Below are 25,757 nucleotides of genomic sequence, written 5' to 3'. Positions count from 1 at the left end.
AGGAACGGCGCGACGATCCGCCGCTGCCCCAGTGACGCGCATCACGTCACCCTGTGATGACCCAAGGCTCTTTGTGTGAACTGCACCAATGCCCGGATCACCGCTTGTGAGCCGCTGACGGTGGTCGATCGTCGACCCGTGGGTTAGCGTTCGGTCCAGTCTGTCCCCACCTGTCCTCACCCCGCGGAGTTCCGATGAGCACTGCTGCTGCCGCCCCTGCCCGTACCGGAGCGGTCCTCGCCGACCTGCTGCCCGCCGTCCGGCACCGCTACGCCGTCGACACGGCCCTGGTTCTGGGGGGCGCCGCGCTCACCGGGATCGCCGCCCAGATCGCCGTCCCGATCCCCGGCTCCCCGGTCCCGGTCACCGGCCAGACCTTCGCCGCGCTCCTCGTCGGCACCGCGCTCGGCGCCCGCCGCGGTTTCCTCTCCCTCGCCGTGTACGCACTCGTCGGCATGGCAGGGGTGCCGTGGTTCTCCGAGGGCCGGTCCGGGATGGGCTTCCCGTCGTTCGGCTACGTCCTCGGCATGCTGCTGGCCGCCGTCGTCGTCGGCGCCCTCGCCCGTCGTGGAGGGGACCGTTCCGCGCTGCGCACCGCGGGCACGATGGTGCTGGGCTCCGCGATCATCTACGCGGTCGGTGTGCCGTACCTGGCGCTGTCCACCGGCATGTCGGCGAGCGCCGCGATCGCGGCCGGCCTGGTGCCGTTCCTGCTGGGCGATGCGCTGAAGGCCGCGCTCGCGATGGGCGCGCTGCCCGCGGCCTGGAAGCTGGTTGGCCGCCGCGGCTGACGCCCGGCCGTACCGCCCCCGCGCGGACGACGCGCGATACAGACCTGACGGCTCCGCTATCGCAGACGCTGTACCGCCCCCGCGCGGACGACGCGCGAACCGAAGAGGCTCGTCCGACCGTGATCCGCCACGGTCGGACGAGCCTCTTCCGCGTTCCCGCGCCCCTTCCGCCTCCCGGGCGCGGACTCTCAGATCCGAGCTTCCCGCGCGGCCCCACCGGCCACCGCGCCGGCGGTCACGGCGCTCCCGGCCGCGGCCTGCGTCGCGTCCGCGCCCACTGCGGCCACCGCGGCCTTCCGCTGCCGGACGTCCCGCAGCAGCGCGATCGTCACCACCAGCGCCGCGACCAACAGCGAGAGCAGCACCTGCTCGCGCCCGTCGGCATCGGTCAGCATGTAGACCAGGACGAACGAGATCATCGCGATGGTCGCCCAGGTCAGATAAGGGAAGAACCACATCCGTACGACCAGCTTCTCCGGGGACTCGCGCAGGATCATGCCCCGCATCCGAAGCTGCGTGAAGCAGATGACCAGCCAGACGAACAGCGCGACCGCGCCGGACGAGTTCAGCAGGAACTGGAAGACGGTGTCGGGCCACTGGTAGTTGAAGAACACCGCGACGAAGCCGAAGACGACGGACGACAGGATGGCCGTCCGGGGCACACCCCGCTTGTTCACCCGGGCGAACGCCTTCGGCGCGTCCCCGCGCCCGCCGAGCGAGAACGCCATCCGTGAGGCGGTGTAGAGGCCGGAGTTCAGACAGGACAGCACGGCCGTCAGCACGATGACGTTCATCACCTGGCCCGCGTGCGGAATCCCGATGGCGTTGAGGGCGGCCACATAGCTGCCCTCCTTCACGAGGGACGGGTCGTTCCACGGCACCAGGGAGAGCACGACGAGGATCGAGCCCAGGTAGAAGACGGCGATCCGCCAGATCACACTGTTGGTGGCCTGCCGCACGGCGCGCTGCGGGTCCTCCGACTCACCGGCGGCGAGCGTGACGATCTCGCTGCCCATGAAGGAGAAGACGACCATCAGCACACCGGTGAGGATGGCGCCCGCCCCCACGGGGAGGAACCCGCCGGAGTCGGTGAGATGGGCGAACCCCGTGGCCGCGTGGTCCGAGCCGGGCAGCACCCCGAAGACGGCCAGCAGCCCGACGACCACGAACGCGGCGATCGCCACGACCTTGATCCCGGCGAACCAGAACTCGAACTCGCCGTACGACCCGACCGAGACCAGGTTCGTCGCGGTCAGGACCAGCATCACGATCAGCGCCCATCCCCACTGCGGGACGGCGGGCACCCAGCCCTCCAGGATCTTGGCACCGGCCGTCGCCTCGACGGCGAGCACCACGACCCAGAAGAACCAGTACAGCCAGCCGATCGAGAAACCGGCCCACCGGCCCAGTGCCTGATCGGCGTAGGCGGAGAAGGAACCGGAACTGGGGCGGGCCGCCGCCATCTCGCCCAGCATGCGCATCACGAAGACGACCATCAGGCCGACCAGGGTGTACGAGATCAGGATGGCCGGTCCGGCGGCGGCGATTCCGGTACCGGAACCGACGAAGAGGCCCGCGCCGATGACACCGCCGATGGCGATCATCGACAGGTGACGGTTCTTGAGGCCCGCCTGGAGTCCGCCGGAGGAGTTCGCCGGGGCCGGCCCGTCCGATCTCTCCGGTTCGCCGGACCGCCGGTCCGGCCTGGTCGGAGTCGTCTGCGACGTCATGGAATTGAGTCCTTACGTGTGCCGATCACTCGTGCACGCCCCGGCCGCCGTGCGAAAAGCCGCGGTGGGGCGCGGTCGCTCGGCCACGGATACCGCGGTGGGGCGCGGTCGCCCGGCCGCGGTTGCCGCGAGCAGGGCGTGGTGCATTGAAGCTCTTCCGGCACCCCAAGCGGAACCCTTCATTCCGATTTCTTTGCCTGTGAGGTATTCCCCACACGGGGGCCGCACGCGAACCCCACAGGTGTTTCCGCCGCCGTGCGGGACGGTTCCCCGCACGTGTCCGCCCCGTGCGGGACGGCCCGCATCCCCGTTCCGCCGCGGTCGCGGGGCCCGTCGGGACGCGGCCCCGGCGGCCCGGTCCTGATCCGGATGCCCCGATCCGGACGCCCCGATGACGGCTGCCCGGTGTCGCTCGTGCCACACTCGGAACATGCGCGTGTACCTCGGCTCGGACCATGCCGGCTATGAACTCAAGAACCACCTCGTCGAGTGGCTGACGGCCCAGGGCCACGAGGCCGTCGACTGCGGACCCCACATCTACGACGCCCAGGACGACTACCCGCCGTTCTGCCTGCGTGCCGCCGAGCGGACGGCGGCGGACCCGGACGGACTCGGCATCGTGATCGGCGGTTCCGGCAACGGCGAGCAGATCGCCGCCAACAAGGTCAAGGGGGTGCGCGCCGCGCTCGCCTGGAGCGAGCAGACCGCCGCCCTGGGCCGCGAGCACAACAACGCCAACGTGGTCGCCATCGGCGGCCGGATGCACTCGCTGGACGAGGCGACCAAGTTCGTCGAGATCTTCCTGGCCACCCCGTACTCGGGTGAGGAACGCCACACGCGCCGCATCGAGATGCTGACGGCGTACGAGACGACCGGCGAGCTCCCGCCGATCCCCGCCCACCACCCGCAGCAGGACTGACCGACGACCATCCTGTGCCGCCGGTGCTCCCGGCGGCACAGCCATGTCACCGCACCACCCGCCCACACCGCCATCCCCGGCGACGCGAGCGCCGTCGCCACGGTCACCGAGGAGAGCCGCCGCAGTGCCCGAGGGACACACCATCCACCGTCTCGCGGCCGACCACCGGGACAGGTTCGCCGGGCGGTCGGCACGGGTGAGCAGCCCGCAGGGCAAGTTCTCCGACGGTGCCGCGCTGCTCGACGGCCGGACGTTCACCGGCGTCGACGCCCACGGCAAGCACCTCTTCCTCGGCTTCGGGGACATCGGCTGGATCCACATCCACCTGGGCCTCTTCGGCAAGCTCGGCTTCGGGACCACCCCGGCCCCACCGCCCACCGACACGGTCCGGCTGCGGCTGGTGAACGACGGCCACTACGCGGATCTGCGCGGTCCCACCACCTGTGCCCTGATCACCGAGCCCGAGAAGCGAGCGATACACGACCGCCTCGGCCCGGACCCCCTGCGGACCGACGAGGACGGTGAGCGGGCCTGGCGGCGGATCTCCCGCAGCCGGATCACCGTCGCCGCGCTGCTGATGGACCAGAAGGTCATCGCGGGCGTCGGCAACGTGTACCGGGCGGAGGTGCTCTTCCGCCACGGCATCGACCCGTACCGCCAGGGCAAGGACCTCGGCCGCGTGGAGTGGGACGCGATCTGGGCCGACCTGGTGGCCCTGATGCGCGAGGGCGTACGGAACAACCGGATCGACACGGTCCGTCCCGAGCACACCCCGGAGGCGATGGGCCGCCCGCCGCGCGTCGACGACCACGGCGGCGAGGTCTACGTGTACCGCAGGGCCCGGCAGCCCTGCCACATCTGTGGCGGCGAGATCCGCACCGCCGATCTCGCCGCCCGCAACCTCTTCTGGTGCCCGGGCTGCCAGCGGGCCTGAGCGTGGCCCAGGCCCCAGGCCCCAGGCCCCGCACCCGTACGTCCGAACCCGGCCGCGGGTCCGTCGGCGACCCGCCGCCCCTCGTCCGTGTGCCCGGCCCCCGAACCCGGCCACCGGTCCGCCGCCCGGACTCCGTGAGCCCGGCTCCGGTCGCGAACCGGGCCGCCGGCCGGAAGCCGTGTCCCCGTCCCCCCGATCCTCGGCCCGCCCCGTCGGAACGGCGATCAGGCCAGGCCGGAGCGGGGCCCCTGACCCGTGAGGGGCTTTCTCAGAACCCCTGGGGCAGCCACGGCGCCACGTCCGAGGAGAACGCCGTCGACGCCTCCGCCAGCGCGCCCGGTCGCAGCTCCCGTACCCGCCCGGCCCGCGCCAGCGCCGTGAGGGACTCGCCGCCCAGATACACCGAGCCCAACTCCCTTACGGACAGCGCGAGATCGGCGGCGTCCTCGGTCCGCCGGCAGGTCGCCGCCCCCTTCGCGTCCCCCGTCAGCCGCCAGCGCCCCGCGTTCCAGGGGCAGAACGCGTCCTCGACCTCGAACACCACGTCCACCGGCGCCCGGTACGTCCGCGCTTCCAGAGCCGCCCCCAGCTCCACCAGCCGCACGTGCAGCGAGTCCCGGAGCCGGATGTTGCACCGCCGCACGTCCGACACCAGGTGGAGCACCGCGTCGTCCTCCGGCCGGTTCCGCGCCTCCACCGTCGACGTGAGGTCGATGTCGAAGACGAACCGCCACAGCGCCGCGTACGCCGCCGGGTCCAGCGCGTCGAGATCGTTCACGATCACTCTGCCCCGGGGGCCGGACGCCTCCCAGTCGGGCTTGATGCGGTACGTCACATAACCGACGACCTCGCCGTCCAGCTCCGCCAGCACGCACTGCTGCGCAGAGGCCCCCTCGCGCGTGCTCGGCGGGTCGACCATGGGCTTGCGCTCCCAGCCGGGGCCGTGGGTCGGGGTGCCGGGACGGCCGGGCACGAGCTGCGCGTACACGCTCTCGCACGCGGCCATCGCCTCACCCGGCCGCGCATGGCGCAGCCGCACCTCGTCGGTGCCCTCCGGGACCGTCAGACGCACCCGGTCCGTGTCGATCGTCAAGGACATCTGCCGACTGGCCGCCCCGTACCCGAACCGGCCGTAGATCACCGGCTCCGACGCCGTCAGAACGGCGATCGGCTCGCCCAGCGCCCGGACGTCGTCGAGCTGACGGCGCATCATCGAGGTCAGCAGCCCGCGCCTGCGGTGGGTGGCCGCGACACTCACCATCGTGACCCCGGCGGCGGGCACCAGTGCCCCGCCCGGCACGGCGACCCGGAAGCTGAAGGCTCCCGTCGTCGCGACCACGTCGGGACCGTCCCAGATGCCGATCGACCGCTCGTGCTCGGTCAGTTGCTCGTCCAGCTCGCGTTGTTCCGGCGGCTCCGCGATACCGCCGAATGCGAGTTCGAGACACTCGAACCATTGGTTCCACTCGGAGGGGCGCAGCACGCGAAGCTCGGTCGTCATGGTCCACACCTATCAGGGGGTGCGGCGCCCGGTCGACCCGATTTCGAACGCATTGTCATGGGGTCCCCCTGCACCGGGAGCCGCCGGGTGGATAAGGTCCCCGCAATGGCCCGTCGCGGAGCAGTGGATAGGTACTCGGCCCGATTGAGGAAATCGGTGCACCGGGCACGCATCACGCTGCGCAAATCCGGGGTCGACTACTTCCGGGGCGACGGGGCCGACTGGATCGCGCTGGTCGGTCTGCTGCTCACCGTTCCGGCCATCACCTGCGCCACCCTGCTGAACCCGGTGTGGTTCTCACCGGCGGCGCTCGGCCTGCCGATCGTGGCGGGCGGTCTGCTGCTGCGCCCCGCGAGCCTGCTCGGTCTGTACGCGGTCGCCGCCCTGGCCCTGATCGTGGAGTCGCTGGGGCTCGGCTCGTACGAGGACGGTCCGGCCGGAGTGACGCCCGGCATCGTGCTGGTGGTCGCGGCCTGCGGCCTGTTCGGGCTGCTTCTCGCCCAGTTCCGGGCCAGGGTCGGCGTGCCGTGGCGGCGCGGCAGCACCATGCTCTTCGACCTGCGCGAACGCATCCGGGTGCAGAGCGCCCTGCCCCGGTTGCCGCAGGGCTGGCACCGCGAGATGGCGTTGCGGCCCGCGGGCGGCCAGTCCTTCTCCGGCGACTTCGTCGTCGCCGCCCGTACGAACGGCGGCCGGAGCCTGGAGGTCGTCCTCACCGATGTGTCCGGCAAGGGCATGGACGCGGGCTCCCGCGCCCTGCTGTTGTCCGGAGCCTTCGGCGGTCTGCTCGGCTCGCTGCCCCCGCACGGCTTCCTCCCCGCGGCCAACGGCTATCTGCTGCGCCAGGACTGGGAGGAGGGCTTCGCCACCTCGATCCACTTGGTCCTGGACCTCGAATCGGGCGACTACGAACTCTTCTCCGCGGGGCATCCGCCGGCCCTGCAACTCCACTCGGGCAGTGGTCAGTGGGAGGAGAAGGCCACCGAGGGGCCGCTGCTCGGGGTGTACGACGGGGCGCAGTTCGACGCCGTGAAGGGCACGCTGGCCCCCGGTGACGTGCTGATGCTGTTCACCGATGGCCTGGTGGAGGCGTCCGACCGCGACATCACGGAGGGCATCGACCGGCTGACCGGCGAGGCCGACCGCTATGTCGCGACCGGTTTCGAGGGCGCGGCCTGGCATCTGATCGAGGCGTGCGCCAAGGACGTCAACGACGACCGGGCGCTGCTGCTGTTGTCGCGTACGCCCTGATGCCGTCGTGGGGGGCGCCCCGCCCGGGGGGGGGGGGGCCGGGCCCCGGGGGGGGGGGCGGGGCCGCGGGCGGGGCGGCGGGGGGGGGGGCCCGGGGGGGGGGGGGGGGGTGGGGGCGGGGGGGGGGCCCCGGGCCCCCCCCGCCGGGGGGGGGGGGGGGGGGGGGGGGGGGCCCCCGGGGGGGCGGGGGGGCCCCCCCCCCGGGGGGCCGCCCCCCACGACGGCCCGTGCGGTACGCGGACCGCACGGGCCGTACGGGCCGGAGTGAGCCCCTGGCTCCGGGGTGAGCCCCGGACTCGGGAGTGCGCCCCGGATTCCCCGCCCTCTCAAGCCGGGACCGGGATCCGTTCGGTGCTGTCGTCCCCGTCGCCGCTCCCGCTCTGCCCCCGGCCCCGTCCGCCCGGCAGGATGCGGGCCAGCCAGTGCGAGCGTCCGGCGGACAGCGGCGAGAGGACCGCGAGGACGAGCACGTATCCGGCGATGAACGGCGGGAACCGCTCGTCGAGCCCCGCGCCCGCGGCCATGGTGGCGAGGATCAGGGCGAACTCGCCGCGGGCCGTCAGCGTGGTCGAGATGTTCGCCGCGGCCTGCGCGCCGAATCCGTAGACCCGTGCCGAGACGATCCCGGACAGCACGTTCATCAGCACGGTCAGCACCACCGCGGCCAGCACCGGCCACATCACGCCCGGCAGGTCGCCGGGGTTGATGGACAGGCCGAAGGCGAAGAAGAAGATCGCCCCGAAGGCGTCGCGCAGCGGATGGACCAGCTTGAGGATGCGCTCGCCCGACGTCGTGCTGCCGAGCATCAGACCCATCATGAAGGCGCCGATCGCGTCCGCGACCCCGAACCACTCGGAGACCCCGGCGACGAGCACCGCGGAGCCGAGGAAGGAGATGACGAGCAGTTCGTCGTCCGAGGTGTGGATCAGCTTGCTGATGAGCTTGGTGCCGAACCGGGCGGTGAGCGCCAGGAGCAGCAGGAAGCCGAACGCCTTGCCCCCGTCGAGCACCGCGGTGCCGAGGCTGTCCGAGCGCGACAGGATCGGCTGGAGCGCGGCGAGGTAGAGGGCGAGGAAGATGTCGTCGACGACGATGATGCCGAGGATCGTCTTGGTCTCCGGGTTCCCCAGGCGTTTCGTGTCCACGAGGATCTTGGTCACGATGGCCGACGAGGAGATGCCGATGACCCCGGCCATGACCAGGGCCTCCGAGGTGCCCCAGCCCAGCGCGAAGCCGAAGCCGAGCCCGGCTCCGACGTTCAGGAGCAGATAGACGGAGCCCGCGACGACCATCTTGCGACCACCGGCTTTGAGGTCGTCGAGATGGAATTCGAGGCCGAGGTAGAAGAGCAGCAGCACCAGGCCGAGTGCCGAGAGCATCTCCAGGTCCCGCGGGTCGGCGACGAGCACGATGCCCGGGGTGTGCGGGCCGAGCAGGATTCCGGCCAGGATGAACAGGGGGATGGTCGGCAGCCCGATGCGGCTGCCGACGCGGGCGAGTACGGCGGCGGCGAGGAAGGCACCGCCCATGGCGATGAGCGTGTCTGCGTGTCCGATGAGCCTGCCCCTTCTGATGGGTCAAGGAAGCGTCAAGAAAGCGTTAGTAATTAGTTTACCGAACGATCGATGTGCTCTCTGCGGCCCGGGTCCCCCAATCCCTGACCTGGGGTTTTCCCCACCTTCGATCCGGCGGCAGCCGCCATGGTCCGCGCCCGCCCCTGATCCGTACGTTCGAGTCGCCGGGCCGGAAGACCGGCCGGCGAGCGAGGGAAGGCGGACATCATGGCGCTGCGACGCACCAGGCCGGGCGCGCAGAAGCGGGACGAGCCGGGACAGACCGCGCGGGCGCGGTACGGGCGGAACGGCGAACAGCCGTACGCGGCCCGCTCCGCCCAGGCGGTGGACCCCCGGCCGCGGCCCGGCCGCACGGGCGGCCCCGACCCGGCGGAGCCCGAGGACCTCACGGCCTCCGCGGCCCGCACGGACTTCGCGGTCGAACTGCGTGGTGTCCGCCGGCAGTACGGTCGCGGCAACACGGCCGTGCACGCCCTGCGGGGCATCGACCTCGCCCTTCCGCGCGCCGGCTTCACCGCGGTGATGGGCCCCTCCGGCTCCGGGAAGTCGACCTTCCTGCAGTGCGCGGCCGGACTCGACCGCCCCACGGCCGGCTCCGTCCGCCTCGGCGGCACCGAGATCACCGGGATGAAGGAGAACCGGCTCACCGAACTGCGCCGCACCCGCCTCGGCTTCGTCTTCCAGGCGTTCAACCTGCTCCCGTCCCTCACGGTCGAGCAGAACGTCCTGCTGCCCCTGCGCCTGGCAGGGCAGCGCACCGGCGGCGCCCGCAGCCGCCGTGCGGCGGCCGACATGCTCGACGCGGTCGGCCTCGGCGACAAGGGGGCCCGCCGCCCCGGCGAACTCTCGGGCGGCCAGCAGCAGCGCGTCGCCGTCGCCCGCGCCCTGATCACCCGCCCCGACGTGGTGTTCGCGGACGAGCCGACCGGCGCGCTCGACACCACCACCGCCGCCGAGATCCTCGCCCTGCTCCGGAACGCGGTGGACGACCTCGGCGCCACCGTGGTGATGGTCACCCACGACCCGACCGCCGCGGCCTGGGCCGACCGGGTCCTCTTCCTGGCCGACGGCGCGATCGCGGACAGCCTGCCACGCGCCGACGCCGTGCGGATCGCCGCCCGGCTGACCTCGCTGACCACTCCCACCGCCCACGCGGGAGCGGCGGCCTGATGTTCACCCCACGCGTCCCCAACGGCCTCGCCCGCGCGGCCGTCCGCTTCAGGCCCGCGTCGTTCGCCGGCACCTTCGTCGCCCTCCTGCTGGCCGCCGCGATCGTCTCCGCCTGCGGCATCCTGCTGGAGACGGGCCTGCGCGCCTCCGTCCCCGCCGAGCGCTACGCCAAGGCGCCCGTGGTGGTCGCCGCCGACCAGCGGGTCCACATGAGGGTCGGCCGCGGTGAGAGCGAGGTCGACGCGGGCGCGCCCGTACCGGACACCGCACGGCTTCCCGAGTCCCTGGTGGACAAGGCCGCCGCGGCCCCCGGCGCGGCCACCGCGATCGGCGACGTCGGCTACCCCGTACGCCACGACGGCGCCCCCCTCACCGCCCACGGCTGGGGCTCCGCCGCCCTCACCGGCACCCGGCTGCTCACCGGCGACGCGCCCCGGACCGGCGAGGTCGCCGTTCCCACCGGCCTCGGGGCGGAGGCCGGCGACACGATCGCCCTCGACACCCCCGTGGGGCCGGGCAGATTCCGGGTCTCGGGCACCACCGCCGGGAGCGACACCGGCACCGTCTGGTTCGGCGACCGCGAGGCCGTGAGACTCTCCGGTCACCCCGGCCGGGTCGACGCCATCGCGGTGCTCGCCGCGCCGGGCACCACCACCGCCGCCCTCGCCGACCAGGTGCGCGAGAGCGTCGCTCACACCGCCGGAGCCCGGGTCCACACCGGCGCCGACCGGGGATCCGTCGAGGACCCGAACCTCGCGAACGCCGAGGAACTCCTCATCGCCCTCGGCGGCTCCTTCGGCGGCGTCGCCACCATGGTCGCCGTCTTCACCGCCGCCGGCACGGTCGCCCTGTCCGTCGGCCAGCGGGGGCGCGAGTTCGCCATGCTGCGCGCCATCGGAGCCACCCCCCGCCAGCTCCGCCGCACCATCGCCACCGAGTCGCTGCTCATCGCCCCGCTCGCCGGAGTGCTCGGCTGCCTGCCCGGAACCGCCCTGGCCCACTGGTGGTTCGGACAGCTCCGGGACAAGGGCGCCGTTCCCGAGGCGGTCGGCCTGCACGTCTCCTGGCTGCCCCCGGCCATCGCCACGGCCACCACGGTGCTCACCGCGCTCGTCGCCGGTTACGCCGCCGCCCGCCGGCCGTCCCGGACCGCACCCGGGCTCGCCCTCGCGCGGTCCGCGGTCGAGCAGCCGCCGTACGGGTGGATCCGGACCCCGCTGGGCATCGCCGCGCTCGTCGGGGGCATCGTCCTCGCCGGTGTCGCCGGCGCGGCCGGGGGCGAGGACGCGGCGAACGCCGCACTCGGCGTCGTCATGCTCTTCATGCTCGCCGTCGCGCTGCTCGGTCCGCTGATCGCCCGGATCTGCGCCGCCGTCATCGGCCTCCCGCTGAGCGTCGCGGGTGCCCCCGGATCGTTGGCCGCCGCCAACCTCCGTACGAACTGCCGCCGGTCGGCGTCCGCGATCACCCCGATCGTGCTGGCCATGGCCTTCGCCTCCACACTCGTGTTCCTGCACACCAGCGAGGACCGGGTGATCGCAGATCAGCGGCGCGACGCCGTCACCGCCGACCACGTCGTCACCGCCCCCGGAGGGCTCGCCTCCGACGCCACCGAACGCGCCGCCGCCACCCCCGGGGTCTCCGCCGCCGTCGGACTGCTCCGCACCTCCGTCCTGGTGCCCGTCGGCTCGGGCGGCGAACGCAGGCTCCTGAGCGCCTCCGCCCAGGGCGTCATCGGCACCGGTGACGGGCTCGGGAAGGTCCAGGACCTCGACGTACGGCAGGGCTCGCTCGGCGGCCTGCGCCCCGGCACCGTGGCCATCGACACCACGCTCGCCGACTCCACGGGCCGCAGGACGGGCGACCGCCTCGCACTGCGCCTCCCGGACGGCACCAGGGCGTCCCCCAGGATCGTGGCCGTCTACGCCCGCGGACTGGGCACCGGCCTCGTCACGCTCCCCGCCGCCGACCTCGGGACCCGGGTCACCTCGCCGTACGCCTCCGAACTGCTGGTGAGGGCCACCCCCGCCGCGGCAGGGCGGCTCACCGCGCTCGGCACCGTCACCGACCCCTCCGGACACGCCGCCGCACGGGACCGCGACCGCGAGTTCAACGCCTGGGCCAATACCGTCATGGCCGCGGTCCTCGGCGGATTCGCCGCCGTCGCCGCCGTCAACACCCTGGTGATGACCGTCCTCGACCGCCGCCGGGAACTGACCCTGCTCCGTCTCGTCGGCACCACCCGCCGCCAGGTCATGGGCATGATCCGCTGGGAGGCGCTGCTCGTCACCGCGGCCGGTGCCGGGCTCGGCACCGCCATCGCGCTGATCACGCTGAACCCGATGGCGAGGGGACTGACCGGTGAACCGCCCTACGTCCCGCCGGTGTTGTACGGGGCTTTCGTCGCCGTGACCGTCGGGCTCGGGCTCGCCGCCATGACGATCCCCGCCCGGGCGGCCCTGCGCGGGGCGGCGGCACGCCCGTAAAGTCGGATCATGACCACGTCACGCAGCAAGCTGAGCCTCGCCGAGATCGAGGCGATCGCCCGCGCGGCCCACGGAACACAGACGGACAAGGCCGGTCGCCCGTACGCGGAACACCTCCGGGCCGTCGCCGAGGGGGTCAGGGCCAGAGGCGGAAGCGAGGAGCAGATCGCCGCCGCCTGGCTGCACGACGCCGTCGAGGACGAGGTCCTGTCGCAGGAGTGGCTGGCCGGGGCCGCACTGCCGCAGCGGGTCAAGGACATGGTCCTCGCCGTCACCAAGAGGGACGGCGAGGACCTCGACGCGTACGCCCGCCGCATCCTGGACACCCCGGGCGCCCTGCTGGTCAAGGAGTCCGACCTGGCGCACAACGCCGACCCGGTCCGTCTCGCCGCCCTGGATCCGGCGACCCGTGCCCGACTGGCCGAGAAGTACGCGCACGTCCGGCGACTGCTCGGCCTCACCCCGGACGCATCACCCACCGGAAGCTGAGGGCTGTGGCCGGGAAACCCTCCCGGCCACAGGACCGAGGGCTGTCTGCCGCGTGCCGCCGTCCGTCGTCACTGCCCGGAGGTGGTGCGCCGCGCAAACGCCCACTCCAACCGGGGTTCGGTCACCGGGCGCAGCACTCGCCGCACCGGCGGCGTGCACATCAGCGTCACCGCGCCGGCCGCGACCACGGAGACGAGCGCCAGCCCCGCGGGCTCCGACAGCCAGTCGTTGGCGTCGAACAACCCGGCGTACTCGGCGCCCTTGACCAGGAAACCGTGCAGCAGATAGCCGCAGATGGTTCCGGCGCCGAGCACGGTGAACCAGGTACGGCGGCTCGGCACCAGGGCCAGGAAACCGATGGTGAGCAGCAGCGCACAGCCGAACATCAGGAGCGTCATCACGGCGCCGGACCACCACGGCGCGTCCATCTCCTGCGCGCTGTTGCTGCGGTAGAACCAGCCCAACTGCATCCGTGGTGCCGCCCAGTACGCGCACACCACCGCCGCGGCGAACAGTGCCGGGGCGAGCATCCGCACCTCGCGACGGCGCACCAGGTCGAAGTGCTCGGGCTTCAGTTGGAGGCCGAGTACGAAGAACGGCAGGAACTGCAGCACGCGTTGGAGGTCGAGATCGTCGCCGATGGTCGGGGAGAAGGAGGCGAGCACGGCGACGACGAGCGCCACCGGAAGCGGATGGCGCAGCGCCTGCCACAGTGGCGTGGTGACTCGCCAGATGAACAGCGCGATCAGGAACCAGGTGAGATACCAGGGGTCGATCAGGCTGATCGGATGATCCGGCGAGTCGTCCGCGTATCGCTTGAACAGTGAATACGCCGTCTCGAACACTACGTACGGAACGACGACTCCGGTGACCAGGCGCTTCACCTTGGCGGTCGACATGTCGAACGAGCGTGAGAAATACCCGGAGATGATGATGAACGCCGGCATGTGAAAGGTGTACGCGACCATGTACAGCGCACGGGTCGTCCGGCTTCCCTCCATCACCGGTTCCCATGCATGTGCCACCGCCACCAGCACGATGGCGAGATATTTGACGTTGTCGAAGTAGGAATCCCGCTTCTTCGCCGGGGCGGCTCCGGGAGTCTCCCGCCGCGTGGTCGTGGCGGCAGGCGCAGCTGCGGTAGGGGCTGTCGCCGGCTCTCGGTGTCTGGGCTCCGACTCCCGGGTCGCCGATGGGAGCGGGGCCCTCTGAAATACGTTCGGAGCTTGGAACATTCAAAACACCATAGACGCCCCGATCGCAATTCGTAAAACCCCCCGAGGGAATTGTGGTCGGCGTCCAGTCCATAGTGAAACCGCAGAGAACTGACCGATATGCCATGATTTATCATCTTTGGTGGAGGGTGTGCTGAACATCGATCGAGGGGAGGGGATTTCCTGGTGCGGAAGTCTGAGAATTGCATGTGAATAACGTGTGCGGATGCGGAAACTATTGCGTTCATGAGCTGTTGTGATTATTGGCGCGCGGGTGATGTGGGCGGGGTGCGCCGAGGTGCGGGGAGATGCGGCGCCGACCCGTGCGGCCGTGCGCCCCGGGGCTCACGTGGAGGCAATGGGGGTGCGTGGACGGAGAGGATCGGTTCGGTGCAATCCGTCACTCGGCGGCGGCCGGAGGGGAGTTGGTGGCACGATGGACGGAACGGAGGCGTGCTCGGCCGCACTCCTCCGGGCCGGCAAGGCGGACCGACCGAGGGTGTGATCAGTAGTGGCCATTTCGCTGTCTGTGGTGCTGATGTTGGCGATCGTCTTGGTGGTCATGATCCGAGGCGGATCCATCAAGGCGGGCCCCGCGCTCGTGGCGGCGCTCTTCGGCTTCTTCCTCGCGTCGACCGGTATGGCGCCCACGATCCAGCGCTTCATGGACTCGATAGCGCAGACCATCACCCAGATCAGCTTCTGATCGGACCCCTGCCGCCCCGGACGTGCCGCACGAGTGCCGTGCGGCCGCGCAGCCGTGCGCGGAGGGCGGGCGTGTGTGTCGAAGGTGCCGTGCGGCGCCCGTGCCGTGGGCGGTGAGCGGTATGCGTCGGGCGAACGCGCGGGGCCCGGCTCGACGAGATCTCGTCGAGCCGGGCCCCGGTCCGGAGCGGGCGACGGGAATCGAACCCGCGTAGCTAGTTTGGAAGACTAGGGCTCTACCATTGAGCTACGCCCGCAATGCCGCACCGCAGGTCCCACGACCGGCGGCACGAGAAGCATCGTAGCGGGTCGTGGGCACTGTCCGCACACCCGATGGCCGTTCCCCGGTGTCGCGTTCGGAACCGCCCGTACGAGCCGCTTTTCAAGCCGCCCGCGTAAAGCGGCCGATGCACCGCCTGTCTGCATGTACCCTACGTGTCGCACCGACGGGGTGTGGCGCAGCTTGGTAGCGCGTCCGCTTTGGGAGCGGAAGGTCGTCGGTTCGAATCCGGCCACCCCGACCACCGGCACGTATACGGACCATCCGGAAAGATCGCGGGCCACCCGGCAGGGCCGGTCGCGATCGCCCCGGCGGGATCGCGCGGCACTGGCGAGAGCGCATTGCGGGAGTCCGTCTCCTTGCCGTTACTATGCAAATTGCGTGCCCGTGTGTCTGATGTACCGGGCTCGGTCCGCGAAGCCGCCTCCCGTGCGGCGGAGCAGAACCCCAAGAAGTCAGCCACAAGGAGACCGAACCGTGAAGAGCGCCGTGGAGACCCTGAACCCGACTCGGGTTCGGCTCACTGTCGAGGTGCCCTTCGAGGAGCTGAAGGACAGCCTCGACGCGGCGTACAAGAAGATCAACCAGCAGGTCACGGTGAAGGGCTTCCGCAAGGGCAAGGTCCCGGCGCGGGTCATCGACCAGCGGTTCGGCCGCGGCGCGGTGCTGGAGGAGGCCGTCAACGACGCCCTCCCGAAGTTCTACACCGAGGCCGTCAACGAGGGCGAGCTCAACGTCCTCGGCCAGCCCGAGGTCGACATCACCGAGCTGAAGGACGGCGAGCTGCTGGCCTTCACCGCCGAGGTTGACGTACGCCCCGAGATCGAGATCCCGGACTACTCCGGCATCGAGATCACCGTCGACGCCGTCTCGGTCGGCGACGAGGACGTCGAGAAGGCCGTGGAGCAGCTCCGCGAGCGCTTCGCCTCCACCAACCCGGTCGAGCGCGCCGCCGCCGAGGGCGACGTCGTGACGATCGACCTGCAGGCCCAGGTCGACGGCGAGGTCCTGGAGGACGGCATCGCCGAGGGTGTCTCGTACACCATCGGTTCCGGTGAGCTCCTCGACGGCATCGACGCCGCCGTCACCGGCCTGGAGGCGGGCGGCGAGGCCACCTTCACCTCCGAGCTGAAGGGCGGCTCGGCCGCCGGCAAGGAGGCCGAGGTCACCGTCAAGGTCACCGCCGTCGCCGCGCGCGAGCTCCCCGAGCTGGACGACGAGTTCGCCCAGATGGCGAGCGAGTTCGACACCCTCGACGAGCTGAAGGCGGACAGCCGCAAGCGCCTGGAGGAGAGCCGGCAGTACGAGCAGGCCACCCAGGCCCAGGAGCGCGTCCTGGACGCGCTGCTGGAGCTCGCCGAGGTCCCGATCCCGGAGAAGCTCCTCGCGGACGAGATCCAGACCCGCAAGCACAACCTGGAGCACCACCAGCTCGGCCAGATGGGTCTGACCCTCGACAAGTACCTGGAGATCCAGGGCAAGACGGCCGAGGAGTTCGAGACCGAGACCTCCGAGCAGGCGGTCAAGGGCATCAAGACCCAGTTCCTCCTCGACGAGATCGTCAACAAGGAGAAGCTGAACGTCAACCAGGAGGAGCTCACCGAGCACCTCATGCGCCGTGCCGCCTCCTCGGGCATGAGCCCCGACCAGTTCGCCCAGGCCGTCGTCGAGGGCGGCCAGGTGCCGATGCTCGTCGGCGAGGTCGCCCGCGGCAAGGCGCTGGCCGTGGTCGTCGAGGCCGCCAAGGTCGTCGACACCAACGGCGAGACGGTCGACCTGGAGGACGAGGAGGAGGCCATCGAGACGGTCGAGGCCGCCGACGGTTCCGCCGGTGCCGTGGCCGACGCCGCCACCGAGGCCGCCGAGAAGGCCGAGGAGAAGACCGAGGCCGCCGCGGAGAAGAACGAGGCCTGAGCCTCGCACGAATCCGTACGACGGGCTCCGGACGCCGCCAAGCGTCCGGAGCCCGTCGGCTTCGGCCGGTGGAGCCCCCCCGGCCGAAGGCCCCGGGCCCGTCGTCCGGACCGGCCGGCGAGCGGCCCGGGACGGCCCACAACCCTTGTGGGGACTGAGGAGCTTGCGCTCCCAGCGAACAGTTGCGGAAGCGGGATGGCGATGTCCCACCTGCGCGTTAGGGTCCATGAATAGGAAGGGCAGGGGAGTCCCCGCCCACCGGTACGAAGACGCTGAGACGGCCGGAGCCGTCAGAGACGAGCAGGTGGATACGTGACGAATCCGATGCCCTACGCCGCCGGAGAACCGTCCCTCGGTGGAAACCTCGGCGATCAGGTCTACAGCCGACTGCTCGGCGAGCGCATCATCTTCCTCGGCCAGCAGGTGGACGACGAGATCGCCAACAAGATCACCGCCCAGCTGCTCCTTCTCGCCGCCGAACCGGAAAAGGACATCTACCTCTACATCAACAGCCCCGGCGGCTCGGTGACGGCCGGCATGGCGGTCTACGACACCATGCAGTACATCCCGAACGACGTGGTCACCATCGGCATGGGCATGGCGGCCTCGATGGGCCAGTTCTTGCTGACCGGCGGCGCGGCGGGCAAGCGCTTCGCGCTCCCGAACACCGACATCCTCATGCACCAGGGTTCGGCCGGCATCGGCGGTACGGCCTCCGACATCAAGATCCAGGCCCAGTACCTGCTGCGCACCAAGCAGCGGATGGCGGAGATCACCGCCCGTCACTCCGGCCAGACGGTCGAGACCATCCTCCGCGACGGCGACCGCGACCGCTGGTACACGGCGGAGGAGGCCAAGGAGTACGGCCTCATCGACGAGATCATCTCGTTCGCATCGGGCGTTCCGGGCGGCGGCGGCACCGGCGCCTGATCCGGCGATCCACCGGATCGGCTCCTCGCCGCGCGCACCTCTCGTACGCCGAGACATCCAGCCACAGAACGCCACCAGGATGGTGAACACCCACATGAACAACTTCCCCGGCGCCTCCGCGAGCGGCCTCTACACCGGCCCGCAGGTGGACAACCGCTACATCGTCCCGCGCTTCGTGGAGCGCACCTCGCAGGGCGTGCGCGAGTACGACCCGTACGCGAAGCTCTTCGAGGAGCGCGTGATCTTCCTCGGCGTCCAGATCGACGACGCCTCGGCCAACGACGTCATGGCGCAGCTGCTGTGCCTGGAGTCGATGGACCCGGACCGCGACATCTCCATCTACATCAACAGCCCCGGCGGCTCGTTCACCGCGCTCACCGCGATCTACGACACGATGCAGTTCGTGAAGCCGGACATCCAGACCGTCTGCATGGGCCAGGCCGCCTCGGCCGCGGCCGTCCTGCTCGCGGCGGGTACGCCCGGCAAGCGGATGGCCCTGCCCAACGCGCGGGTGCTCATCCACCAGCCGTCCTCGCAGACCGGCCGCGAGCAGCTCTCCGACCTGGAGATCGCGGCCAACGAGATCCTGCGCATGCGTACCCAGCTGGAGGAGCTGCTGGCCAAGCACTCCACCACGCCGCTGGAGAAGATCCGCGACGACATCGAGCGCGACAAGATCCTGACCGCCGAGGACGCCCTCGCCTACGGTCTCGTCGACCAGATCGTCTCGACCCGCAAGAGCACGGCCGGAGCGGCCGCCTGACATCGGCCTTCATCCCTTGGCGCGGCGGTTTCGGGCGGTTTCGGGACGCTTGAGCCGTGCGAACCGCGTGAACCGCGCCAAGGGGGGCCCGTACGGGGGGCAAGGCAAGGTACCGTCGGATAGAGGCACCAGGAGCCGCTGGACCAAGCTGCTCCCAGGCGAAGGGGAAGCACCTCGTGGCACGCATCGGTGATGGCGGCGATCTGCTCAAGTGCTCGTTCTGCGGGAAGAGCCAGAAGCAGGTGAAGAAGCTCATCGCGGGACCCGGTGTGTACATCTGCGACGAGTGCATCGATCTCTGCAACGAGATCATCGAGGAGGAGCTCGCGGAGACCTCCGAGGTGCGGTGGGAGGAGCTCCCCAAGCCGCGCGAGATCTACGAGTTCCTCGAGGGGTACGTCGTCGGGCAGGAGCCCGCGAAGAAGGCCCTCTCGGTCGCTGTGTACAACCACTACAAGCGGGTCCAGGCGGGTGAGAACGGCGGCGCGCAGGGCCGCGAGGACGCCATCGAGCTGGCCAAGTCCAACATCCTGCTGCTGGGTCCCACCGGCTCCGGGAAGACGCTGCTCGCGCAGACCCTGGCCCGCATGCTCAACGTCCCGTTCGCCATCGCCGACGCGACGGCGCTGACGGAGGCCGGGTACGTCGGCGAGGACGTCGAGAACATTCTGCTCAAGCTGATCCAGGCCGCGGACTACGACGTCAAGAAGGCCGAGACCGGGATCATCTACATCGACGAGATCGACAAGGTCGCCCGCAAGAGCGAGAACCCGTCGATCACCCGTGATGTCTCCGGCGAGGGCGTCCAGCAGGCCCTCCTGAAGATCCTGGAGGGCACCACCGCCTCCGTCCCGCCGCAGGGCGGACGGAAGCACCCGCACCAGGAGTTCATCCAGATCGACACGACGAACGTGCTGTTCATCGTGGGCGGTGCCTTCTCCGGCCTGGAGCGGATCATCGAGTCGCGCGCGGGCGCCAAGGGCATCGGCTTCGGCGCGACGATCCGCTCCAAGCGCGAGATCGAGGCGAGCGACCAGTTCCAGGAGGTCATGCCGGAGGACCTGGTGAAGTTCGGAATGATCCCGGAGTTCATCGGTCGGCTGCCCGTCATCACCTCGGTCCACAACCTCGACCGCGAGGCGCTGCTCCAGATCCTCGTCGAGCCGCGTAACGCCCTGGTGAAGCAGTACCAACGTCTTTTCGAACTCGACGGTGTGGAGCTGGACTTCGACCGTCCGGCCCTGGAGGCCATCGCCGACCAGGCGATCCTGCGCGGCACGGGCGCGCGCGGCCTGCGGGCCATCATGGAGGAGGTCCTCCAGTCCGTGATGTACGAGGTGCCGTCCCGCAAGGACGTGGCCCGCGTCGTCATCACCGCGGACGTCGTCCGGGACAACGTCAACCCGACGCTGGTCCCGCGCGAGCCGCGCACGATCGGCAAGAACGACGGCGGCCGCCACGAGAAGTCCGCGTAGCGGCCCGCACATACGAGGGGCGCCCGGCGGGATCACCTGCCGGGCGCCCCTCGCGTTGCCGCGGTGCGGTCAGAGCTTGGTGCGGGAGGTGTTGTAGAGCTTGGCGGCCAGGGCGGCCAGCTCGTCCTGGGGCATCGGCTTCTCCGTCAGCGCCCCGCCGAGGTCCATACCGATGACGACGCCCACCGTGCTGTAGTCGGCCCACACGCAGACGGGCATGACGATTTCCTTGGGACCGTTGGCGGCCGTCCCGTCGCCCTTCTCATTGATGGTCTTGAGGCTCTGGCACTTCATCAGCGCGCCCTTGAACTCGGGCGGAGTGACCTGCTCGGGGCTGCCGACCAGCGAGACCTTCGAGTCGTCGCTCTTCTTCATCTCCTCCTGGGCGCCCGCGAAGGCGCCGTCGATGGCCTTGGCCGGGTCGCTGACTTCGCCCCAGGTGCCGTTGAGCAAGAGGAACTTCGCGGTCAGCGGATTCTCCTCGCTGCCGCTGACGTACTGGGCGCCGGCCTTCTGGGGGTCCTTGATCCCCATGGCCTCGGCCCGGGTCTTCTTCTCGCCGGTCACCGGTCCCGACGGCTCGACGGCCGAGGCGCTGGAGTCCTTCTTGTAGTCGTCCACCGACGCCGCCGGCGTCAGCTTGTACCCCTTGGTGCTTTCCGCGACGTCGCTGTTGCTCGCGCCGCCCGAGAGCGCGAGGTACACTCCGCCGCCGATGACGGCCAGCGCCACCACGATGCCGCCGACGATCAGGCCGGTCTTCTTCTTCGGTGCGGCCGGGGGCGCCGGCATCTGGGCGCCGTACGGGGCCTGGCTGTACGGGGGAGCGGGCGGCTGCTGGCCGTAGGGGCCGGGCTGCTGGGGCTGCGGGTAGCCGGGCTGGGGCTGCTGCGGGGGGACGCCCTGCGGGCCCGGGGCCTGCTGCGGGTAGCCGTAACCGGGCTGGCCCTGCGGGGGCTGGCCGTACGGACCCGGCTGGGCGCCGTAGGGACCGGGCTGGCCCTGCGGGGGCTGACCGTACGGACCCGGCTGGGCTCCGTACGGGCCGGGCTGGCCCTGCGGCGGCTGCTGGCCGTACGGTCCGGGCTGGTTGTTGCTCATGTGCGGTGTCCCCTGTTCGGAAGTGCTCACCGGAGTGCTGACCTATTGATGTGTTCTGAACATCCTGACGGAGGGTGCGCCCGTACGGACGATCGGGTGGCACACCGTTACGGAACAAACCGGTTTCGGCGCACGACTGTGACAGCCGTAAACTGTCCCCCGTGACCGAGAACACTCAGCAGACGCCAGCCAGCAACCCCGAACTGCCGACCCAGTACGCGCCGGCCGAGGTAGAGGGGGAGCTGTATGAGCGCTGGGTAGAGCGTGGTTACTTCGAGGCGGACGCGAAGAGCGACAAGCCGCCGTACACCGTCGTCATCCCACCGCCGAACGTCACCGGAAGCCTCCACCTGGGACACGCCTTCGAGCACACGCTCATCGACGCCCTGACCCGCCGCAAGCGCATGCAGGGTCACGAGACCCTGTGGCAGCCGGGCATGGACCACGCCGGCATCGCCACCCAGAACGTCGTCGAGCGCGAGCTGGGCAAGGAGGGCAAGTCCCGCCACGACCTCGGCCGCGAGGCATTCGTCGAGCGCGTCTGGAAGTGGAAGAACGAGTCCGGCGGTCAGATCTCCGGCCAGATGCGTCGTCTGGGTGACGGTGTCGCATGGTCCCGTGAGCGCTTCACCATGGACGAGGGCCTGTCCCAGGCCGTCCAGACCATCTTCAAGCGGCTCTACGACGACGAGCTGATCTACCGGGCCGAGCGCATCATCAACTGGTGCCCCCGCTGTCTGACGGCGATCTCGGACATCGAGGTCGAGTACCAGGACGACGACGGCGAGCTGGTCTCCATGAAGTACGGCGACGGGGACGACACCCTCGTCGTCGCCACCACCCGCGCCGAGACCATGCTCGGGGACACGGCCGTCGCCGTTCACCCCGACGACGAGCGCTACCGGCACCTGGTCGGCAAGCTCATCAAGCTGCCGCTGACCGACCGTTCCATCCCGGTCGTCGCGGACGAGCACGTCGACCCCGCGTTCGGCACCGGCGCGGTCAAGGTCACCCCGGCCCACGATCCGAACGACTTCGAGATCGGCCAGCGCCACGACCTGCCGTCCATCACCGTGATGGACGAGCACGCCGTCATCACCACCCCCGGCCCCTTCCAGGGACTGGACCGCCTGGAGGCCCGCTCCGCGATCGTCGGCGCCCTGCGCGCCGAGGGCCGGATCGTCGCCGAGAAGCGACCGTACCTCCACTCCGTCGGCCACTGCTCGCGCTGCAAGACCACCATCGAGCCCCGCCTGTCCATGCAGTGGTGGGTCAAGGTCGGCCCGCTCGCCAAGGCCGCCGGTGACGCGGTCCGCGACGGCAAGGTCACGATCCATCCGCAGGAGATGGAGAAGCGGTACTTCGACTGGGTCGACAACCTCCACGACTGGTGCATCTCACGACAGTTGTGGTGGGGCCACCGCATCCCCGTCTGGTACGGCCCGGACGGCGAGGTCGTCTGCGTCGGCCCGGACGACGAGGCTCCCACCGGCGAGGGCTGGACGCAGGACAGCGATGTCCTGGACACCTGGTTCTCCTCCGGCCTGTGGCCGTTCTCCACGCTCGGCTGGCCGGAGAAGACCGACAGCCTCGCGAAGTTCTACCCGAACTCCGTCCTGGTCACCGGATACGACATCCTCTTCTTCTGGGTCGCCCGGATGATGATGTTCGGCCTGTACGTCAGCGACGGCGTCCCGCCCTTCCACACCGTCGTCCTGCACGGCATGGTCCGCGACGAGTTCGGCAAGAAGATGTCGAAGTCGTTCGGCAACGCCGTCGACCCGCTGGACTGGATGGACAAGTACGGCTCCGACGCCCTGCGCTTCACCCTGGCGCGCGGCGCCAACCCCGGCGTCGACGTCCCGATCGGCGAGGACTGGGTCCAGGGCTCCCGCAACTTCGCCAACAAGATCTGGAACGCCACGCGCTTCGCGCTGATGAACGGCGCCACGGTCGAGGGCGAACTGCCGCCCGCCGAGAAGCTGTCGGTGACCGACCGCTGGATCCTGTCGCGGCTGGGCAAGACCGTCGCCGAAGTCGACGCGTTCTACGACGACTTCCAGTTCGCCAAGCTCAGCGAGGCGCTCTACCACTTCGCGTGGGACGAGGTCTTCGACTGGTACGTCGAGCTGTCCAAGACCACGTTCTTCGCCGGCGGCGAGCAGGCCGAGGTCTCCGGCCGGGTCCTCGGCGAGGTCCTCGACGTGATGCTGCGTCTGCTGCACCCGGTCGTCCCGTTCGTCACCGAGACGCTGTGGACCACGCTCACCGGCAAGGAGTCCGTCGTCATCGCCGACTGGCCGAAGGCGGTGTTCGTTCCCGGGGCCGACGCCCCGGGCGGCTTCCGGGACGACGCGGCCGAGCAGGAGATCGCGCTCGTGCAGCAGGTCGTCACCGAGGTCCGCCGGTTCCGCTCCGACCAGGGCCTCCAGCCCGGCCAGAAGGTCCCGGCCGCGCTCACCCTGGACGGCACGGCGCTCGCCCCGCACGAGGCGGCCATCCGCCAGCTGCTGCGCCTCCAGCCCGCCGGCGAGGACTTCCAGGCCACCGCGTCGCTGCCGGTCGCCGGGGCCACCGTCGCCCTCGACCTGACCGGCACCATCGACGTCGAGGCCGAGCGCAAACGCCTGACGAAGGACCTGGGCGCCGCCGAGAAGGAGAAGGCCCAGGCCACCGCGAAGCTCGGCAACGAGGCGTTCCTCGCCAAGGCGCCGGACAACGTGGTCGACAAGATCCGCGGCCGGCTCACCAAGGCGGAGGCGGACATCGAGCGCATCACCGCCCAGCTGGCGAACCTGCCGCAGGGCTGAGCCCGCGGCGCCCGAAGCCCCCGCACTCCCGTGCCGTGCCCCGGCCGGGAGCGCGGGGGCTTCGCGTGCGTCCACAGTGCGCGGGGGAGCCGGACGGCCGGGACGCGAGGGCCGTGCGGGCCGGGGCTTTTGGCGCCGCCGGGCCCGTCGCCGGGCGCCGCGCATGTTTGCCGGCGCCGGTCCGTAGACTGGCCTCGTGAGTGAGCCCCGCCCTTCCGACCGGCATGACGCCTCCGACCCCGACGACGCCTTCGCGGAGATCGTCGACGAAGCGACCCAGCGCGACCCCGACCTGGCGGTGATCGAGGCCGGGAGCCGCACGCTGCGCACCCGCTCGGGACCGCCCCAGGGCCAGGCCGCCCCCGCCCGCCCCGCCGATCCCGAAGTGGACAAGGCGCTGCGCGAGGTCGAGCAGGAGCTCGCCGGCCGCTGGGGCGAGACGAAGCTGGAGCCCTCCGTCACACGCATCGCCGCACTGATGGACGTCCTCGGCGAGCCGCAGCGCGCGTACCCCTCCATCCACATCACCGGGACCAACGGCAAGACGAGCACGGCCCGCATGATCGAGGCCCTGTTCGGCGCCTTCGACCTGCGCACCGGCCGCTACACCTCGCCGCACGTCCAGTCGATCACCGAGCGGATCAGCCTGGACGGCGCCCCGATCGACCCCGAGCGGTTCGTCGAGGCCTACCGGGACATCCAGCCGTACGTGGAGCTGGTCGACGGCCGACAGCCCTACCGGCTCTCCTTCTTCGAGGTGCTGACCGGCATGGCGTACGCGGCGTTCGCCGACGCGCCGGTCGACGTCGCCGTGGTCGAGGTCGGCATGGGCGGCAGCTGGGACGCGACGAACGTCATCGACGCCCAGGTCGCCGTGGTCACCCCCATCGCGCTGGACCACACCGACCGGCTGGGCTCCACGCCCGCCGAGATCGCCGTGGAGAAGGCCGGGATCATCAAGCCGGACGCCACGGTCGTCCTCGCCCAGCAGCCGGTGGATGCCGCGCAGGTCATGCTCAAGAAGGCCGTCGAGGTGGACGCCACGGTCGCCCGCGAGGGCATGGAATTCGGCGTCGTCTCCCGCGAGGTCGCCGTCGGCGGCCAGCGACTGACGCTGCGCGGGCTCGGCGGCGAGTACGACGACGTCTTCCTCCCGCTGTACGGCGCCCACCAGGCACACAACGCGGCGGTGGCGCTCTGCGCGGTGGAGGCGTTCTTCGGGGTCGGGGCCGAGCGGCCCGGTCCGCTGGACGTCGACACGGTTCGCGAGGCGTTCGCCTCCGTGCTCTCTCCGGGCCGCCTCGAAGTGGTCCGCTCCAGCCCGACCGTCGTTCTGGACGCCGCCCACAACCCGGCGGGCGCCCGCGCCACCGCCGACGGGATCACCGAGGCGTTCGGCTTCTCCCGGCTCATCGGCGTCGTCGGCGTCAGCGACGACAAGGACGTCAAGGGCCTCCTCGAAGCCTTCGAGCCGATCTTCGCCGAGGTCGTCGTCACCCAGAACTCCACCCCCCGCGCGATGGACGCCGACGCCCTGGCCGCCATCGCCGTCGAGGTCTTCGGCGAGGAGCGTGTCCAGGTCGAACCACGTCTGGACGACGCGCTGGAGGCGGCCATCACGCTTGCCGAGGAAGAGGGCGAATACGCGGGGGCCGGTGTGCTCGTGACCGGTTCCGTGATCACGGTCGGGGAGGCCCGACTGCTTCTGGGAGGGCACTGA

General features: G+C 70.9%; 19 protein-coding genes and 2 tRNA genes. 15 read left to right on the top strand and 6 right to left on the bottom strand.

What is annotated here, in order from left to right; genetic code table 11:
* Window positions 1-194: 194 nt before the first annotated feature.
* Window positions 195-791 (top strand): biotin transporter BioY, encoded by a 597-nt coding sequence (locus tag ACIHCL_RS03760; protein WP_399856564.1) that lies wholly within the window; start codon window positions 195-197, stop codon window positions 789-791.
* A gap of 188 nt (window positions 792-979) precedes the next feature.
* Here ACIHCL_RS03760 and ACIHCL_RS03755 read toward each other — a convergent pair whose 3' ends face one another.
* A complete protein-coding gene (locus ACIHCL_RS03755) occupies window positions 980-2,521 on the bottom strand; it encodes an amino acid permease (protein ID WP_399856562.1) in 1,542 nt (513 codons plus the stop codon).
* A gap of 430 nt (window positions 2,522-2,951) precedes the next feature.
* Between ACIHCL_RS03755 and ACIHCL_RS03750 the strand changes: the two genes are divergently transcribed.
* Window positions 2,952-3,440, top strand: coding sequence for a ribose-5-phosphate isomerase (locus tag ACIHCL_RS03750; RefSeq protein ID WP_399856561.1), 489 nt, complete (start codon window positions 2,952-2,954; stop codon window positions 3,438-3,440).
* Between the two features lie 124 nt (window positions 3,441-3,564).
* Window positions 3,565-4,374: an Fpg/Nei family DNA glycosylase gene (locus ACIHCL_RS03745; protein ID WP_399856559.1), complete on the top strand. Its 810-nt coding sequence runs from the start codon at window positions 3,565-3,567 to the stop codon at window positions 4,372-4,374.
* Between the two features lie 268 nt (window positions 4,375-4,642).
* Here ACIHCL_RS03745 and ACIHCL_RS03740 read toward each other — a convergent pair whose 3' ends face one another.
* Entirely contained in the window at window positions 4,643-5,875 is a 1,233-nt protein-coding gene (locus ACIHCL_RS03740) for a GNAT family N-acetyltransferase (protein WP_399856557.1), read from the bottom strand.
* Between the two features lie 105 nt (window positions 5,876-5,980).
* On the opposite strand from ACIHCL_RS03740, the gene ACIHCL_RS03735 reads away from it, so the two are divergent.
* Window positions 5,981-7,126 (top strand): PP2C family protein-serine/threonine phosphatase, encoded by a 1,146-nt coding sequence (locus ACIHCL_RS03735; RefSeq protein WP_399856555.1) that lies wholly within the window; start codon window positions 5,981-5,983, stop codon window positions 7,124-7,126.
* 326 nt (window positions 7,127-7,452) lie between these two features.
* Here the strand turns inward: ACIHCL_RS03735 and ACIHCL_RS03730 are convergent, their stop codons facing one another.
* On the bottom strand, window positions 7,453-8,655 hold the full coding sequence (locus ACIHCL_RS03730; RefSeq protein ID WP_399856553.1) for a cation:proton antiporter: 1,203 nt from the start codon (window positions 8,653-8,655) through the stop codon (window positions 7,453-7,455).
* 252 nt (window positions 8,656-8,907) lie between these two features.
* Here ACIHCL_RS03730 and ACIHCL_RS03725 point away from each other — a divergent pair, with 252 nt between their 5' ends.
* Genes ACIHCL_RS03725 through ACIHCL_RS03715 form a run of 3 tightly spaced genes read left to right on the top strand, consistent with a single transcriptional unit; the run spans window position 8,908 to window position 12,845 of the window.
* On the top strand, window positions 8,908-9,870 hold the full coding sequence (locus ACIHCL_RS03725; protein ID WP_399856551.1) for an ABC transporter ATP-binding protein: 963 nt from the start codon (window positions 8,908-8,910) through the stop codon (window positions 9,868-9,870).
* Window positions 9,870-12,356, top strand: a complete 2,487-nt coding sequence (locus tag ACIHCL_RS03720; RefSeq protein ID WP_399856549.1) for an FtsX-like permease family protein — start codon at window positions 9,870-9,872, stop codon at window positions 12,354-12,356. The genes ACIHCL_RS03725 and ACIHCL_RS03720 overlap by 1 nt, the downstream gene beginning before the upstream one ends.
* A 9-nt stretch (window positions 12,357-12,365) precedes the next feature.
* Window positions 12,366-12,845: an HD domain-containing protein gene (locus ACIHCL_RS03715; protein WP_399856547.1), complete on the top strand. Its 480-nt coding sequence runs from the start codon at window positions 12,366-12,368 to the stop codon at window positions 12,843-12,845.
* A 68-nt stretch (window positions 12,846-12,913) separates the two neighbouring features.
* Here the strand turns inward: ACIHCL_RS03715 and ACIHCL_RS03710 are convergent, their stop codons facing one another.
* Entirely contained in the window at window positions 12,914-14,080 is a 1,167-nt protein-coding gene (locus tag ACIHCL_RS03710; protein WP_399856545.1) for an acyltransferase family protein, read from the bottom strand.
* 490 nt (window positions 14,081-14,570) lie between these two features.
* On the opposite strand from ACIHCL_RS03710, the gene ACIHCL_RS03705 reads away from it, so the two are divergent.
* Window positions 14,571-14,765 (top strand): hypothetical protein, encoded by a 195-nt coding sequence (locus ACIHCL_RS03705; protein WP_399856543.1) that lies wholly within the window; start codon window positions 14,571-14,573, stop codon window positions 14,763-14,765.
* A 185-nt stretch (window positions 14,766-14,950) separates the two neighbouring features.
* On the opposite strand, the gene ACIHCL_RS03700 is transcribed toward ACIHCL_RS03705, so the two are convergent.
* A tRNA-Gly gene (locus tag ACIHCL_RS03700) sits at window positions 14,951-15,021 on the bottom strand.
* A gap of 190 nt (window positions 15,022-15,211) precedes the next feature.
* Between ACIHCL_RS03700 and ACIHCL_RS03695 the strand changes: the two genes are divergently transcribed.
* The 5 genes from ACIHCL_RS03695 to clpX all read left to right on the top strand — a co-directional run bounded on the left by ACIHCL_RS03695 (window position 15,212) and on the right by clpX (window position 20,126).
* Window positions 15,212-15,288: transfer RNA gene (locus ACIHCL_RS03695), tRNA-Pro, on the top strand.
* Window positions 15,289-15,521: 233 nt separating this feature from the next.
* Window positions 15,522-16,958, top strand: a complete 1,437-nt coding sequence (gene tig, locus ACIHCL_RS03690) for a trigger factor (RefSeq protein ID WP_399856541.1) — start codon at window positions 15,522-15,524, stop codon at window positions 16,956-16,958.
* Between the two features lie 324 nt (window positions 16,959-17,282).
* Window positions 17,283-17,888 carry an ATP-dependent Clp protease proteolytic subunit gene (locus ACIHCL_RS03685; protein WP_399857132.1) on the top strand — a complete coding sequence of 202 codons (606 nt, stop codon included), beginning with the start codon at window positions 17,283-17,285 and terminating at the stop codon, window positions 17,886-17,888.
* A 79-nt stretch (window positions 17,889-17,967) separates the two neighbouring features.
* The gene (locus ACIHCL_RS03680) at window positions 17,968-18,651 is read left to right on the top strand and encodes an ATP-dependent Clp protease proteolytic subunit (protein ID WP_399856539.1); all 684 of its coding nucleotides are present in this window, start codon (window positions 17,968-17,970) and stop codon (window positions 18,649-18,651) included.
* A 176-nt stretch (window positions 18,652-18,827) separates the two neighbouring features.
* Complete coding sequence (clpX, locus tag ACIHCL_RS03675) at window positions 18,828-20,126, top strand: ATP-dependent Clp protease ATP-binding subunit ClpX (RefSeq protein ID WP_399856537.1); 1,299 nt, start codon at window positions 18,828-18,830, stop codon at window positions 20,124-20,126.
* Window positions 20,127-20,195: 69 nt separating this feature from the next.
* On the opposite strand, the gene ACIHCL_RS03670 is transcribed toward clpX, so the two are convergent.
* The gene (locus ACIHCL_RS03670; protein ID WP_399856535.1) at window positions 20,196-21,227 is read right to left on the bottom strand and encodes a hypothetical protein; all 1,032 of its coding nucleotides are present in this window, start codon (window positions 21,225-21,227) and stop codon (window positions 20,196-20,198) included.
* 161 nt (window positions 21,228-21,388) lie between these two features.
* Here ACIHCL_RS03670 and ACIHCL_RS03665 point away from each other — a divergent pair, with 161 nt between their 5' ends.
* Both ACIHCL_RS03665 and ACIHCL_RS03660 read left to right on the top strand, forming a co-directional pair.
* Window positions 21,389-24,037, top strand: a complete 2,649-nt coding sequence (locus ACIHCL_RS03665) for a valine--tRNA ligase (protein WP_399856533.1) — start codon at window positions 21,389-21,391, stop codon at window positions 24,035-24,037.
* Window positions 24,038-24,233: 196 nt separating this feature from the next.
* Complete coding sequence (locus ACIHCL_RS03660; protein WP_399856532.1) at window positions 24,234-25,757, top strand: bifunctional folylpolyglutamate synthase/dihydrofolate synthase; 1,524 nt, start codon at window positions 24,234-24,236, stop codon at window positions 25,755-25,757.

Source organism: Streptomyces sp. NPDC052042, assembly GCF_044548345.1.
Taxonomy (GTDB): domain Bacteria; phylum Actinomycetota; class Actinomycetes; order Streptomycetales; family Streptomycetaceae; genus Streptomyces.
The sequence above is the reverse complement of the archived record's forward strand: the minus strand, read 5'-3'. Positions and strand labels throughout refer to the sequence as shown.